We start from the raw sequence: 13,563 nt of genomic DNA, 5'->3' as shown, positions 1-13,563 counted from the left end.
GCCTGACCTTTTATTAATTCTGACTTTTCTCTGACATTAGCTAAATAATCGGTAAGTAACATCAACTACTCAGTAAACTATTTACATCTATGACTTATTGACTTCGACAACATTTAACTGTGGATGCAAGTTACGGTAACGCTCATCAGGGGAACTGTCGGTGACCATAATATCAATTTCATCCAGCATACATATTTTACTAAAGGCAAACTGCTCGAATTTACTGGAGTCAACCATTAATATTTTCTGCGCTGAAACCTGAAGCATTACCTGTTTCAACCTGGCATTGATTTCACTACCATCGCGGATCCCATTTTCCAGATTCAATCCCTGGCAGGAAAAAAATAAACTATTAATCTGAAAATTTCTGATAGCACTTTCCGCAACCGGGCCATGAAAATCATCATGACGTTCCGAATACTCTCCGCCAACGCCAATAATACGGACTTTATCGCGGCAAGCAAGAGCCTGGATAATACGGAGTGAGTTGGTCACGACGGTAATATCAATATCCGGAATTTGCCGTGCCAGGAACCAACAGGTACTGCTGTTATCCATTAAAATACAGTCTCCGGGATGAATAAACTGTAGCGCTGCCTTAGTGATTTTGGCTTTAATATCAGGATGTTCTTCGGTACGCTTACGGAATGATTCCGCTCGATCCACGCTGTTTATCTGACAGGTGTTATCTTCAAGAACTCCCGACGTAACCTCAGGAATATCCAGTGAAACCGCGCCACCAAAGCTACGGGACAGTTTCTTATTTTTTTCCAGTCTTGTCAGATCCCGGCGAATCGTTTCCTGCGATACCTGACATAATTGTGACAGTTCCGTAACGCGTACCGCTCCTTGTTTCTGAACCTGCGCACAAATCATTTTATAACGTTCTGCCTGCAGCATAATATCGACTCACAATGACCGATTTCATTATGCCTGTATAATTAATCTTTTTGCTGTGAATTAAAGTGAGTCGTGTCAAAGATCGTTTTACAGGAATGACACACAGCTAGCAGCGTGATATAAATCATTAATCATAATGCAATAAAAACAACCATCAATAAAATAAAGTGATACTCATCACATATTAGCCCTTTTCCGTTTTAATAATCCCACAACAAAACTCCATATCGGGCATAAACGGGCATACAGACAGGCGCAATTCATGCCCGAATAGTTCTGATTTTGACCGTTTACGCGGTATTACTTCCCTACGACATTCGCCTATATTTTACATCTTATTTATTCGGCGTAATTTAAATAACTATTCCTTCATTCTATACAAATTAATGAACGCGCACATCTCCGCTTTCTTTAAACATTAAAACGGTAATCCAGGAGTAAAAAATGAATACGCTGAAGCAAAACGTGCTTGATGCTAATTTATCCCTGCCAGTTCATAAACTGGTCACTTTCACCTGGGGAAATGTTAGCGGTATCGATCGTGAAAAAGGACTCATGGTCATCAAACCCTCGGGAGTCGAATATAACAACATGAACCTGGATGATATGGTCATCATTGATATTCACAGCGGGAGAGTAGTCGAGGGAAATAAAAAACCCTCGTCTGATACTGATACTCACCTAGCTCTGTACCAGGCCTTTCCTGATATTGGCGGTATCGTTCATACCCATTCTCGCCACGCCACCATTTGGTCGCAGGCGGGTAAAGATTTGATGCCGCTGGGGACCACGCACGCAGATTATTTTTATGGTGCCATTCCTTGTACGCGCCCCATGCTGGATGACGAAATCAACGGACGCTATGAATACGACACCGGCAACGTCATTATTGAAACCTTTAAACAACGGGGAATCTCTGCCCGCGATATTCCTGCGGTACTAGTAAACAGTCACGGTCCTTTTGCCTGGGGAACCGATCCGGCGAATGCCGTGCATAACGCTGTTGTACTGGAGGAGATCGCCTATATGAATTTGTTTACACAGCAGTTACAACCACAGCTCACCGCTATGCAGCAAACACTACTGGATAAGCACTTTTTGAGGAAACATGGCGCGAATGCATATTACGGCCAATAAAGTGAGCCTGAAAGCATAAAAAAGCCCGGCTTAACGCCAGGCGCTGAATGAAACCGAATAACCGTCAGGCGAGACGCGCTTTCGCATAGCTGATCGCCTGCGCAACCTGCTGCGGCGAAACGCCGCCTTTGGCGGCACGCTTATCAAGGCACGACTTCAGCGACAGAATCGGATAGACGTCATCCGCGATAACGCCGCTAAATTTTTGCAGATCGGCCAGAGAAAGGTCTTCCAGCGGCTTACCCTGGGCGATGGCTTCAACCACCGCTTCACCAACAATATGGTGCGCCTCACGGAACGGAACGCCTTTAGCGACCAGATAATCCGCCAACTCGGTCGCGTTCGCATAACCCTGCTGCGCCGCTTCTTCACAACGCGGACGTTTCACCTGGATACCGTCCAGCACCAGCGCCGCCATATGCAGACAGTCGAGCCAGGTGTCGAGCGCGTCAAACATCCCTTCTTTATCTTCCTGCATATCTTTGTTGTAAGCCAGCGGCAGCCCTTTGAGGGTCATCATCATCCCCGTCAGCGCACCCTGCACGCGACCGCATTTGCCGCGGATCAGTTCTAACGCATCCGGGTTTTTCTTTTGCGGCATCAAGGAAGAGCCGGACGTTACGCGATCGGAGAGCTCAACAAAGTTCGCTTCGCCGGTATTAAAGAAAATCAGGTCTTCCGCAAAACGCGACAGGTGCACCATACCGATGGCGGCATCGGACAGCAGTTCCACGACATGGTCACGATCGGACACGCTATCCAGGCTGTTACGGGTCGCCGAAGAGAATCCCAGCCAGCCTGCAAGCTGCTCACGATCGATTTCATAGGCCGTACCCGCCAGCGCACCGCAGCCCAGCGGGCTGACGTCCAGACGCTTCAGCGTGTCCAGCAGGCGGCTTTCATCACGGGCCAGCATTTCAACATAAGCCAGACACCAGTGCGCAAAAGTCACCGGCTGCGCGCGCTGCAGGTGAGTATAACCCGGCATCACCGCGTCCTGATTATTCTGCGCGGTTTCGACCAGCGCGCTTTGCAACTGACGATTCGCCGACAGCAGCTCCACAACCGTATCCTTGCACCAGAGCTTCAGGTCAGTGGCGACCTGGTCATTACGGCTACGTCCGGTATGCAGCTTTTTCCCCAACTGGCCGACTTTATCGATCAGCTTGCCTTCTACCCAGCTGTGAATATCTTCGGCATCGCTTGCGAGGATTTGCTGAGGATTAGCCCGCACCTCTTCCAGTAAAATATTCAGCGCCGCTTCCAGTTGCTGCTGTTCATCGGCGGTTAATACACCGACCGTCACCAGCGCTTTAGACCAGGCAACAGAGCCAACGATATCCTGCTCCGCCAGGCGATAGTCAAAGCGCAAAGAGTCATTGAACTGTTTGAACCGCTGATCCGCTGCCTGAGTAAAACGCCCACCCCAAAGTGCCATAACATGCTTCCTTAATATCTTTGAATTTTACTGCCCGGTGGGCTGCGCTTACCGGGCCGACAAAAATGATAAATTAATTATGCCAGAATACGCGTGCCGATTGGCGTACCGTTAAACAACGCCGGGAGCTGCTCGGCATGACGCCAGGAAGCGATATCCACAGGGCGACCTAAAGTACGAGCCGCATCCAGCGCGGCGTTCACCTTGACGATCATCCCGTCGGTGATAATACCCTGCTCGATCAGCTGTTCAGCCTTCTCCGCCGTCATTTCAGCAATGCGCTGGCCTTTACCATCAAGAATACCGCTGACATCGGACAGCAGAATCAGGTCTGCACCGAGCGTTGCCGCCAGCGCCGTCGCCGCCTGGTCAGCGTTAACGTTCATCAACTGACCGTCGTCAGTCACGCCAATTGAGCTCACTACCGGCAAATACCCTCCCGCCAGCAGCGTATTGATCAACGTCGGGGAGCCCGGTTGAGCAAACCCGACGTGGCCCAGTTCTTCATCAAGCTGAGTCACCTTAACGCTGTCGCCATCGCCGAGGAACAGCCCGACAGAAGCCAGACCGTGTTTTTTCGCCCACGCCAGCAGCGTCTTATTAGCGGTTCCCGCCAGCGCACCGGTAATAATGTCGATCTGATCCGCCGGCGTTACCCGCAGACCGTTTTTCTTTTGTACCGGCAAATTGAGCTGCTTCATCAATTCATCAACCACGCACCCGCCACCGTGCACAATAATCAGCGGGCGATGATACGCTTCACGATAGTTCACCAGTGCCGTAAACAGGCGCTCCAGCGCTTCTTCGCTATCCAGCAGGACGCCGCCGAGTTTGATAATTAAAGGATTCATCATCACACCTTAAATAAGAGACTGCGTCTCAGCAAAACCGAAACGAATATTTGCGCACTGTACGGCCTGCGCTGCCGCGCCTTTCAGCAGATTGTCTTCCGCCGCCACGATGATGATATGTTCATCCTGGACCGCAAAACCAATATCACAGAATGGCAGACCCACGACATTTTTCAACGCCGGGACACCTTTATCATATAAACGTACCAGTGGTTTATCCGCATAAGCCTGCCGGAACACTGCTGCGACCTGCTCGTTACTGACCCCAGGCTTCAGGCGACAAGTGATGGTTTCCAGAATCCCGCGCTTAAAATTACCCAGATGCGGGGTAAAAATCACCTCTGCGCCGAGGTGTGTGGATATTTCCGGATGATGGCGATGGTTGAAAACGCCATAGGGTTGCAGGCTGACTTCACAGAAGCTATTACCGATAGAGGCCTTACGCCCGGCGCCGCTGACGCCGCTGGTCGCATTGATCACCGGCCACTGGTTAAGATCCAGAAGGCCTGCATCGATCAACGGTTTCAGCGACAATTGCGCCGCGGTCGGATAACAGCCGGGTACCGCGATCAATGCCGCCTTTTTCAGCGCCTCAGAGCGCCACTCGGCCAGGCCGTAAACCGCCTGTTCCAGCAGTTCAGGATGCTGATGAGTAAAACCGTAATATTTTTCGTAGAAGGCGCCGTCATTCACGCGGAATGCGCCGGAGAGATCGAACACCACGCAACCAGCCGCGAGAAACTGCGGCGCAAGGTCATGGCTCACTTCATGCGCGGTGGCGAGGAAAACCACATCCACCCCAGCGCTAAACTCGCTGATATCGGACATCGGCTGCAGCGGCAGATCGACAATACCTTTCAACTGCGGATGCAAATCGGAAACTAATTTTCCGGCATCATTACTTTGCGCGGAGACCGTTAAAGCGGTTATGGTCATATGAGGATGGCGATTTACATAGGCCACTAGCTCTGCGCCGGCATATCCGCTGGCGCCCACAATCAGCGTGTTCAACATTGGGGCTCTTCACCTTCTTTCTTGCTTACGTCTATTTGCCCAGGAAGACCGTAGCCTTCCCCACTCTGTTGAGCCGTAAAAGTATCATCCTTACATTCGATGGGTTTTCTTACGCTCAACGATAATGTATTTTTATTCACAAATAATGCATGAATATTGATACTATCACGACCTGAGGTGTGTCAACAATGAAAAACAATTTACCGCCATTTATCGAGATTTATCGCGCGTTGATCGCCACACCTTCCATCAGCGCAACCGAAGAGGCGCTGGACCAAAGCAATGAGTCTTTAATCAATTTGCTGGCGGGATGGTTCCGCGATATCGGTTTTAACGTTGAAGTTCAGCCCGTGCCGGACACGCGGAATAAATTCAATCTGTTGGCCAGTACCGGCCACGGCGCTGGCGGTCTGTTACTTACCGGGCATACGGATACCGTCCCGTTTGATGACGGTCGCTGGACCCGCGATCCCTTTACCCTGACTGAACATGACAATAAGCTATACGGTCTGGGTACTGCGGACATGAAAGGCTTCTTCGCGTTTATTCTCGACGCACTGCGCGATGTTGACGTTACTAAACTAAAGAAGCCGCTCTATATTCTGGCAACGGCCGATGAAGAAACCAGCATGGCGGGAGCCCGCTATTTCGCTGAAACCACGCAACTACGACCGGACTGCGCCATTATCGGTGAGCCGACTTCGCTGCAGCCCGTGCGGGCCCACAAAGGCCATATGTCCAACGCGATTCGCATCCAGGGGCAATCCGGCCACTCCAGCGATCCGGCACGCGGCGTTAACGCCATTGAACTGATGCATGACGCCATCGGCCGCATTATGCAGTTGCGCGACGATTTAAAAGCGCGTTATCACCACGCCGCTTTCACCATTCCATACCCCACGCTCAATCTCGGGGCAATTCACGGCGGCGACGCCTCCAACCGCATTTGCGCCTGCTGCGAATTGCACATGGATATTCGCCCGCTGCCAGGTATGACCCTTAACGATCTCAATGGACTGTTGAACGAAGCGCTGGCTCCGGTGAGCGAACGCTGGCCCGGGCGTCTGACCGTTTCCGAACTGCATCCGCCTATCCCTGGCTACGAATGCCCGCCGGACCATAAGCTGATTGAGGTGGTGGAGAAACTGCTCGGCGCGCAAACCGAAGTGGTGAACTACTGTACGGAAGCGCCGTTTGTTCAGACTCTCTGCCCGACGCTGGTATTAGGCCCCGGCTCGATCAATCAAGCCCACCAGCCGGATGAGTACCTGGAAACGCGCTTTATTAAGCCAACCCGTGAGCTTATCACTCAGGTAATCCACCATTTTTGCTGGCACTAAAACATGCCCCTCCCGATTATTTCCCTTCAATCGGGAGGGTGACAATCGGCACATACTCATAAGCAACACTTATCAAGCGACCTCTGAGTTAAATTTCGCAAATTGTCGCAATTTATTCGTTTGCTGAAGCGATTTCGCAACAATTGACGTAGGGGTTTTTACGTGGCTTTATAAAAGACGGTTGCTTATCCACCGCTCAAACTTATCGAGCGCCGGATATAACAAAATAAAATGAGATGGGGTGTCTGGGTTAACATGAACGAACAATATTCCGCTTTGCGAAGTAATGTCAGTATGCTCGGTAAGGTGCTGGGCGACACCATCAAGGATGCGCTGGGAGAAAACATTCTTGATCGTGTTGAAACTATCCGTAAGTTGTCCAAATCTTCTCGCGCAGGCAATGAAGCCAACCGAAAGGAACTGCTCACCACGCTGCAAAACTTGTCAAACGACGAACTGCTGCCGGTGGCGCGCGCCTTTAGCCAGTTTCTGAACCTGGCGAATACCGCTGAGCAATACCACAGTATTTCGCCGAAAGGGGAAGCCGCCAGTAACCCGGAAGTGATTGCCCGAACCCTGAGAAAGCTCAAAGACCAACCCGATCTCAACGAAACGACAATTAAACAAGCAGTTGAATCCCTGTCGCTGGAACTGGTATTGACCGCCCATCCGACCGAAATCACGCGTCGCACGCTGATCCACAAGATGGGGGAAATCAACAGTTGTCTGAAGCAACTCGATAACAGCGATATCGCTGACTATGAACGTCACCAGATCATGCGCCGTCTGCGCCAGTTGATTGCCCAGTCATGGCACACCGATGAAATCCGCAAGAACCGCCCGACCCCGGTTGATGAAGCCAAATGGGGCTTCGCCGTCGTTGAAAACAGCCTGTGGGAAGGCGTGCCTGGCTACCTTCGTGAGCTAAACGAACAGCTGGAAGATAATCTCAACTATCGGTTACCGGTGGACTTCGTTCCGGTTCGCTTTACCTCCTGGATGGGCGGTGACCGCGATGGCAACCCGAACGTAACTGCCAATATCACCCGCCACGTTTTGCTGCTCAGCCGCTGGAAAGCAACTGACCTGTTCCTGAAAGATGTCCAGTTACTGATTTCCGAACTGTCGATGGTCGAATGCACCGACGAACTGCGCGAACTGGCGGGCACGCAGGAAGAACCCTATCGTTTCTTAATGAAAAAACTGCGCACCCAGTTGATGGAGACACAAAGCTGGCTGGAAGCGCGACTGAAGGGGCAGAAGCTGCCGAAGCCGGCAGGTCTTATCACGCAAAACGAACAGCTGTGGGAGCCGCTCTATGCGTGCTATCAATCGCTACAAGCCTGTGGCATGGGCATCATCGCCAACGGCGAACTGCTGGATACCCTGCGCCGCGTAAAAGCCTTTGGCGTACCGCTGGTGCGTATTGATATCCGCCAGGAGAGCACCCGTCATACCGAAGCGCTGGGTGAGATGACCCGCTATCTCGGCATTGGCGACTATGAAAGCTGGTCTGAAGCCGATAAGCAGGCCTTCTTGATCCGCGAACTGAATTCCAAGCGTCCTCTGCTGCCTCGCCAATGGGAGCCGAGCGATGACACGCGTGAAGTGCTTGAGACCTGTAAAGTGATCGCCGAAGCGCCGCGCGGTTCCATTGCCGCTTACGTTATCTCGATGGCGAAAACGCCGTCTGACGTACTGGCGGTACATCTGTTGCTGAAAGAGGCCGGAATTGGCTTCGCGCTGCCGGTCGCACCGCTGTTCGAAACGCTGGATGACCTGAACAACGCCAACGATGTCATGAGCCAGTTGCTGAATATCGACTGGTATCGCGGCTTTATCCAGGGCAAGCAGATGGTCATGATTGGCTATTCTGATTCAGCCAAAGACGCGGGGGTCATGGCCGCGTCGTGGGCGCAGTATCAGGCGCAGGACGCATTAATCAAAACCTGTGCAAAAGCCGGTATTGAACTGACGTTATTCCATGGTCGCGGCGGTTCAATCGGCCGTGGCGGCGCGCCTGCGCATGCGGCGCTGCTTTCCCAGCCGCCAGGAAGCCTGAAGGGCGGCCTGCGCGTCACTGAACAGGGCGAAATGATCCGTTTTAAATACGGTCTGCCGGAAGTCACGATCAGTAGTCTGTCGCTCTACACCAGCGCGATTCTGGAAGCCAACCTCCTGCCGCCGCCGGAGCCCAAACCACAATGGCGCGACATCATGGCTGAACTGTCCAACGTCTCCTGTGATATGTACCGCGGCTATGTGCGTGAAAATAAAGATTTCGTCCCTTACTTCCGTTCCGCCACGCCGGAACAGGAACTGGGTAAACTGCCGCTGGGCTCCCGTCCGGCAAAACGTCGCCCGACCGGCGGCGTCGAGTCACTGCGCGCGATTCCGTGGATCTTTGCCTGGACACAGAATCGCCTGATGTTGCCGGCCTGGCTAGGCGCTGGCGCCGCACTGCAAAAAGTGGTTGAAGACGGTAAGCAGAGCGAACTGGAAAGCATGTGCCGGGACTGGCCATTCTTCTCCACACGCCTCGGCATGCTGGAGATGGTCTTTTCCAAAGCCGACCTGTGGCTGGCGGAGTATTACGATCAACGTCTGGTGAAACCAGAACTGTGGAAACTGGGTGAAGAACTGCGCAAACTGCTGTCCGCGGATATCAACGTCGTGCTGGCGATCGCTAACGACTCCCACCTGATGGCCGACCTGCCGTGGATCGCCGAGTCTATCCAGTTACGCAACATCTATACCGACCCGCTGAACGTGCTCCAGGCCGAACTGCTGCATCGTTCGCGTATGGCGGAAGAGAAAGGCGAGAAACCCGATCCACGCGTTGAACAAGCCCTGATGGTGACCATCGCTGGCGTGGCGGCCGGTATGCGCAACACCGGCTAATTACCGGGTAAAACCCGTCGCTCCGGTAAGCATCACGTTTACCGGAGCGATTTTTATTAATGATGCAGCATCTCGTCGACAATCTGCTCTTTATGCAGCGCATAAGGATAATAGGTTGGCCAGTTATCCATCTCTTTCAGCAGCGCCTCTTGCGACGTATTGCCCATAAAAATATGGAAATGCTGCGACTTACGCGGCGCAATAATGTGATCGCTAAACTGAACAAATTTCGGCGCTTTTGAATCCGCCTGCTGGCATTCGAACAGATAACGCACGCCTTTTTTCCCAGATGCGTAGGTCAGAATTTTATAGCCGGAATAGGCGTATTTGCAGGCATTAACGGTTTTCCCGATATGAAACTCCATCACGTTATCTTCAATGCCAATCTGATCCACATCGGTGGCATAGCCCTTCTTATAATATTCCCGATACTCCTCTACGCTTTTGCCGCCGGCTTTTTTGGCTTTCTGCTCCAGCACCGGATCTAAATCGCCGTTCAGCAGATAGGGGTTAATCGACTGCCAGATGCCATCCCAGTCGCTTAACGCCCGATCTTTCACATCCTGGTCGGCAAAAATCCCTTCGCTCGCTTTCTGTTCCGCCTCGGTCAATGCAGGCCCGTGGCTATGGTGTCCATGGGCAAAGGCCTGGCTCCCCGCCAGTAACATGCCAATACCAAACGCAAGGACGGAAATCTTTCTGTTCATCACTCTCTCCTGAGTCAATTTCTGCAATAATATGTTACGATATAACATATCAAACACATTATGCAACACCCAGCCGGCGACTGATCCGCCTTTTACCCTCCTCATGATGTTCGCTATGATGAGGACAAGGTACGTTTTGCGGAGCAACAATGGATAGCGACATCAATCAGATTATTGATTCTTTGATTAAAGCCCCGTCACTTATTCGGTTAGTCCATTTTTCCACGCAAACGCGCCCGATTACCGATCGGGTACGGAGCGTTGATTTTCCCCGACTCGAAATCCTGCTGGAAGGCCAGCTTAACGACCCGGCCATCAAAGCAGAACCCGCTTTGCTGGCACAGTATGATGCGCTGTTCGTTCCTGCCGGAGGGTGGAATTTCCCGCAATGGCAGGCCCCCGCCACGCTTTTAAGTCTTTTGTTCGGTAAGCAGCAGCTGGAATTCGTGCTGCAACGCTGGGACGGGCGTATGCTAACTATCGTGGAAAAACAGCAGGTGCCGCGTCGAGGACCGCGAGTTGGCTCATTCCTACTCCAGGCGCTGAATGAAATGCAGATGCAGCCGCAGGAACAACGTACGGCACGCTGCATTGCCACCAGCCTGCTCAGCCACTGTGCCGATCTGTTAGGCAGCCAGGCGCAAACGTCCTCGCGGAGCCAGGCGCTTTTTGAAGCCATCCGGAAATATATCGATAGCCACTTTGCTGACGCCCTCACCCGTGAGTCCGTGGCGCAGAAATTTTATCTCTCGCCAAACTACCTTTCGCATCTGTTTCAGAAATGCGGGCCAATGGGCTTTAACGAATACCTGAATCATATCCGTCTTGAACAGGCCAGAATGCTTCTCAAAGGCCATGATATGAAAATCAAAGATATCGCTCACGCCTGCGGTTTCGCCGACAGCAACTACTTCTGCCGCCTGTTTCGTAAAAACACCGAACGTTCGCCCTCAGAGTATCGCCGCCAGTATCACAGCCAGTTGACAGAAAAGCCTCGCAGTACAGAAAACTAGATTTTTGTAAGTTCCACCTTTCGCCTTTTCTGCCACCCTGTATCCGGGTAATACCAGGTAAGCCGGTAAACGTGATCTAAATCATCCTTAATGACAATGCGTACATTTATCCAGTTTTTGGCAAATTTGTCATCTGGCAACGCGGCAAGTGAAAGCCCTATCCTTACCTCAACATCTCTGAATTATGCATTGAGGAAAGCACTATGGAACTCTATCTGGACACCGCAAACGTAGCAGAAGTTGAACGTCTGGCACGTATCTACCCACTAGCCGGAGTGACAACCAACCCCAGTATTATCGCCGCCGGTAAAACGCCGATCTGGGATGTTCTGCCGCGACTGCAAAAAGCCGTCGGGCCGGAAGGTATTTTGTTCGCCCAAACCATGAGTCGCGATGCCCAGGGCATGGTGGAAGAAGCTAAACGCCTGAGCAACGCCATACCCGGTATCGTGGTAAAAATCCCGGTCACCGCCGAAGGCCTGGCGGCCATCAAACTGTTGAAAAAAGAAGGCATTTCCACACTCGGCACTGCGGTATACAGCGCCTCCCAGGGCCTGCTGGCCGCTCTGGCGGGAGCAAAATACGTCGCGCCTTACGTCAACCGCGTGGACGCACAAGGCGGAGACGGCATCCGTATGGTACAGGAGCTGCAATCCCTGCTGGAACTGCATGCTCCGGAAAGCAGAGTTCTGGCCGCCAGCTTCAAAACCCCCCGCCAGGCTCTGGATTGCCTGCTGGCCGGTTGTGAAGCAATCACCCTTCCGTTAGATGTCGCGCAACAAATGCTTGGCACGCCTGCGGTAGAGTCGGCCATAGAGAAGTTTGAGCTGGACTGGAATAACGCTTTTGGAACGCTGAACCTGTAACCCGATCGGTGAGCCGCCCGGAGGGGCGGTATCCGGTCATCCAGGAGGAATAGAAATGGATCGCATTATTCAATCACCCGGTAAATATATTCAGGGCGCAGGCGTAATGACTCGCCTGGGCGGATACCTCAAACCGCTGGCTGAACGCTGGCTCATCGTTGGCGATAAATTCGTACTCGGTTTTGCCGAAGAAACACTGCGCAAAAGTCTGGCAGATGCTGGCCTGATTGCCGAAATCGCTCCCTTCGGCGGCGAGTGCTCACATAATGAAATCAATCGATTACGCGAGATCGCCGCTTCGGCACACTGTACGGCCGTACTGGGTATCGGCGGCGGTAAAACGCTGGATACCGCAAAAGCATTAGCACACTTTATGAATCTGCCAGTGGTCATTGCGCCGACGATTGCCTCAACCGATGCGCCGTGCAGCGCCCTGTCGGTTATCTATTCCGATGACGGTGAATTCGACAGCTACCTGATGCTGCCGCACAATCCAAATAGGGTGATTGTCGATACGCAAATTGTGGCCGGCGCGCCAGCACGCCTGCTGGCGGCGGGGATCGGCGATGCGCTGGCCACCTGGTTTGAAGCGCGTGCCTGCTCACGAAGCGGCGCGATCACCATGGCGGGCGGTCAGTGTACCCAGGCGGCACTGGCGCTGGCTGAATTGTGTTACAACACGCTGATTGAAGAAGGCGAAAAAGCGATGCTGGCAGCGGAACAGCATGTTGTCACCCCGGCGCTGGAGCGCATTATTGAAGCCAATACCTACCTGAGCGGCGTCGGTTTTGAAAGCGGCGGCCTGGCGGCGGCGCACGCTATCCACAACGGCCTGACCGCCATTCCGGATGCACACCGCTACTATCATGGTGAAAAAGTGGCCTTTGGTACGCTCACTCAACTGGTGCTGGAAAATGCGCCAGTGGAAGAGATCGAAACCGTAGCGGCGCTGTGCCATAGCGTAGGGTTGCCTGTCACCCTGGCGCAACTGGATATTAAAGTGGACATTCCACAAAAAATGCGCACCGTGGCGGAAGCCGCCTGCGCTGAAGGCGAAACGATCCACAATATGCCCGGCGGCGCGACACCGGATCAGGTCTATGCGGCATTACTGGTCGCCGACCAGTACGGTCAACGCTTCCTGCAAGAGTGGGAGTGAACCCGGCACATATGCCCTAATGCTGGTCAATTGAGGGAGATGCATCCGGTGTTATGGCGGGTAAGCAGCTCCGCTAATCGGTGGTTATGGCGAATATGGCGCATTTTTCATTTTCGCCCATTCAGATTCCGTGGTCTGTTCCGTTCACGATAAATACGCGGATATTCGTTATATCCACAGCGTGTGAACGGGCAGGGGGACGTTTCGCCCGTCCCCCTGCACCCCCGGCATGGCGCT

General features: G+C 52.7%; 11 protein-coding genes. 6 read left to right on the top strand and 5 right to left on the bottom strand.

Features of this window, described 5'->3' with window-relative positions; all coding sequences use genetic code 11:
* Window positions 1-87: 87 nt before the first annotated feature.
* Window positions 88-900 (bottom strand): DeoR/GlpR family DNA-binding transcription regulator, encoded by an 813-nt coding sequence (locus ABK821_RS23760; RefSeq protein ID WP_343179061.1) that lies wholly within the window; start codon window positions 898-900, stop codon window positions 88-90.
* Window positions 901-1,344: 444 nt separating this feature from the next.
* On the opposite strand from ABK821_RS23760, the gene araD reads away from it, so the two are divergent.
* Window positions 1,345-2,037 carry an L-ribulose-5-phosphate 4-epimerase gene (araD, locus tag ABK821_RS23755; RefSeq protein WP_343179060.1) on the top strand — a complete coding sequence of 231 codons (693 nt, stop codon included), beginning with the start codon at window positions 1,345-1,347 and terminating at the stop codon, window positions 2,035-2,037.
* A 64-nt stretch (window positions 2,038-2,101) separates the two neighbouring features.
* On the opposite strand, the gene argH is transcribed toward araD, so the two are convergent.
* From argH to argC, 3 genes are all read right to left on the bottom strand, one after another.
* Window positions 2,102-3,475, bottom strand: a complete 1,374-nt coding sequence (gene argH, locus ABK821_RS23750) for an argininosuccinate lyase (protein WP_343179059.1) — start codon at window positions 3,473-3,475, stop codon at window positions 2,102-2,104.
* A gap of 77 nt (window positions 3,476-3,552) precedes the next feature.
* Window positions 3,553-4,329, bottom strand: coding sequence for an acetylglutamate kinase (argB, locus tag ABK821_RS23745; RefSeq protein ID WP_343179057.1), 777 nt, complete (start codon window positions 4,327-4,329; stop codon window positions 3,553-3,555).
* 6 nt (window positions 4,330-4,335) lie between these two features.
* The gene (gene argC / locus ABK821_RS23740; RefSeq protein ID WP_343179055.1) at window positions 4,336-5,340 is read right to left on the bottom strand and encodes an N-acetyl-gamma-glutamyl-phosphate reductase; all 1,005 of its coding nucleotides are present in this window, start codon (window positions 5,338-5,340) and stop codon (window positions 4,336-4,338) included.
* A 188-nt stretch (window positions 5,341-5,528) separates the two neighbouring features.
* Here argC and argE point away from each other — a divergent pair, with 188 nt between their 5' ends.
* Together argE and ppc are read left to right on the top strand one after the other, a co-directional pair.
* Complete coding sequence (gene argE, locus ABK821_RS23735; RefSeq protein ID WP_343179053.1) at window positions 5,529-6,680, top strand: acetylornithine deacetylase; 1,152 nt, start codon at window positions 5,529-5,531, stop codon at window positions 6,678-6,680.
* Window positions 6,681-6,935: 255 nt separating this feature from the next.
* Window positions 6,936-9,581: a phosphoenolpyruvate carboxylase gene (gene ppc, locus ABK821_RS23730; protein WP_138362857.1), complete on the top strand. Its 2,646-nt coding sequence runs from the start codon at window positions 6,936-6,938 to the stop codon at window positions 9,579-9,581.
* 56 nt (window positions 9,582-9,637) lie between these two features.
* On the opposite strand, the gene zinT is transcribed toward ppc, so the two are convergent.
* A complete protein-coding gene (gene zinT, locus ABK821_RS23725) occupies window positions 9,638-10,288 on the bottom strand; it encodes a metal-binding protein ZinT (RefSeq protein WP_138362856.1) in 651 nt (216 codons plus the stop codon).
* Window positions 10,289-10,437: 149 nt separating this feature from the next.
* Between zinT and ABK821_RS23720 the strand changes: the two genes are divergently transcribed.
* The 3 genes from ABK821_RS23720 to ABK821_RS23710 all read left to right on the top strand — a co-directional run bounded on the left by ABK821_RS23720 (window position 10,438) and on the right by ABK821_RS23710 (window position 13,326).
* On the top strand, window positions 10,438-11,301 hold the full coding sequence (locus tag ABK821_RS23720) for a helix-turn-helix transcriptional regulator (RefSeq protein WP_138362855.1): 864 nt from the start codon (window positions 10,438-10,440) through the stop codon (window positions 11,299-11,301).
* A 203-nt stretch (window positions 11,302-11,504) separates the two neighbouring features.
* On the top strand, window positions 11,505-12,167 hold the full coding sequence (gene fsa, locus ABK821_RS23715) for a fructose-6-phosphate aldolase (RefSeq protein WP_138362854.1): 663 nt from the start codon (window positions 11,505-11,507) through the stop codon (window positions 12,165-12,167).
* 55 nt (window positions 12,168-12,222) lie between these two features.
* Entirely contained in the window at window positions 12,223-13,326 is a 1,104-nt protein-coding gene (locus ABK821_RS23710; RefSeq protein ID WP_138362853.1) for a glycerol dehydrogenase, read from the top strand.
* The last annotated feature ends 237 nt before the right edge of the window (window positions 13,327-13,563 follow it).

Source organism: Klebsiella sp. KE9456 (genome assembly GCF_043832615.1).
Classification (GTDB): Bacteria; Pseudomonadota; Gammaproteobacteria; order Enterobacterales; family Enterobacteriaceae; genus Klebsiella; species Klebsiella indica.
Note: the sequence above shows the minus strand (reverse complement) of the source record. Positions and strands in the feature narration are given on the sequence as shown.

What these genes read in the sequence shown, in the direction of transcription:
- argH (WP_343179059.1), bottom strand. Translation starts at nt 3,475, where the DNA reads ATGGCACTTTGGGGTGGGCGTTTTACTCAGGCAGCGGATCAGCGGTTC.
- zinT (WP_138362856.1), bottom strand. Translation starts at nt 10,288, where the DNA reads ATGAACAGAAAGATTTCCGTCCTTGCGTTTGGTATTGGCATGTTACTG.
- argE (WP_343179053.1), top strand. Translation starts at nt 5,529, where the DNA reads ATGAAAAACAATTTACCGCCATTTATCGAGATTTATCGCGCGTTGATC.
- argC (WP_343179055.1), bottom strand. Translation starts at nt 5,340, where the DNA reads ATGTTGAACACGCTGATTGTGGGCGCCAGCGGATATGCCGGCGCAGAG.
- ABK821_RS23760 (WP_343179061.1), bottom strand. Translation starts at nt 900, where the DNA reads ATGCTGCAGGCAGAACGTTATAAAATGATTTGTGCGCAGGTTCAGAAA.
- ppc (WP_138362857.1), top strand. Translation starts at nt 6,936, where the DNA reads ATGAACGAACAATATTCCGCTTTGCGAAGTAATGTCAGTATGCTCGGT.
- argB (WP_343179057.1), bottom strand. Translation starts at nt 4,329, where the DNA reads ATGATGAATCCTTTAATTATCAAACTCGGCGGCGTCCTGCTGGATAGC.
- ABK821_RS23710 (WP_138362853.1), top strand. Translation starts at nt 12,223, where the DNA reads ATGGATCGCATTATTCAATCACCCGGTAAATATATTCAGGGCGCAGGC.
- ABK821_RS23720 (WP_138362855.1), top strand. Translation starts at nt 10,438, where the DNA reads ATGGATAGCGACATCAATCAGATTATTGATTCTTTGATTAAAGCCCCG.
- fsa (WP_138362854.1), top strand. Translation starts at nt 11,505, where the DNA reads ATGGAACTCTATCTGGACACCGCAAACGTAGCAGAAGTTGAACGTCTG.
- araD (WP_343179060.1), top strand. Translation starts at nt 1,345, where the DNA reads ATGAATACGCTGAAGCAAAACGTGCTTGATGCTAATTTATCCCTGCCA.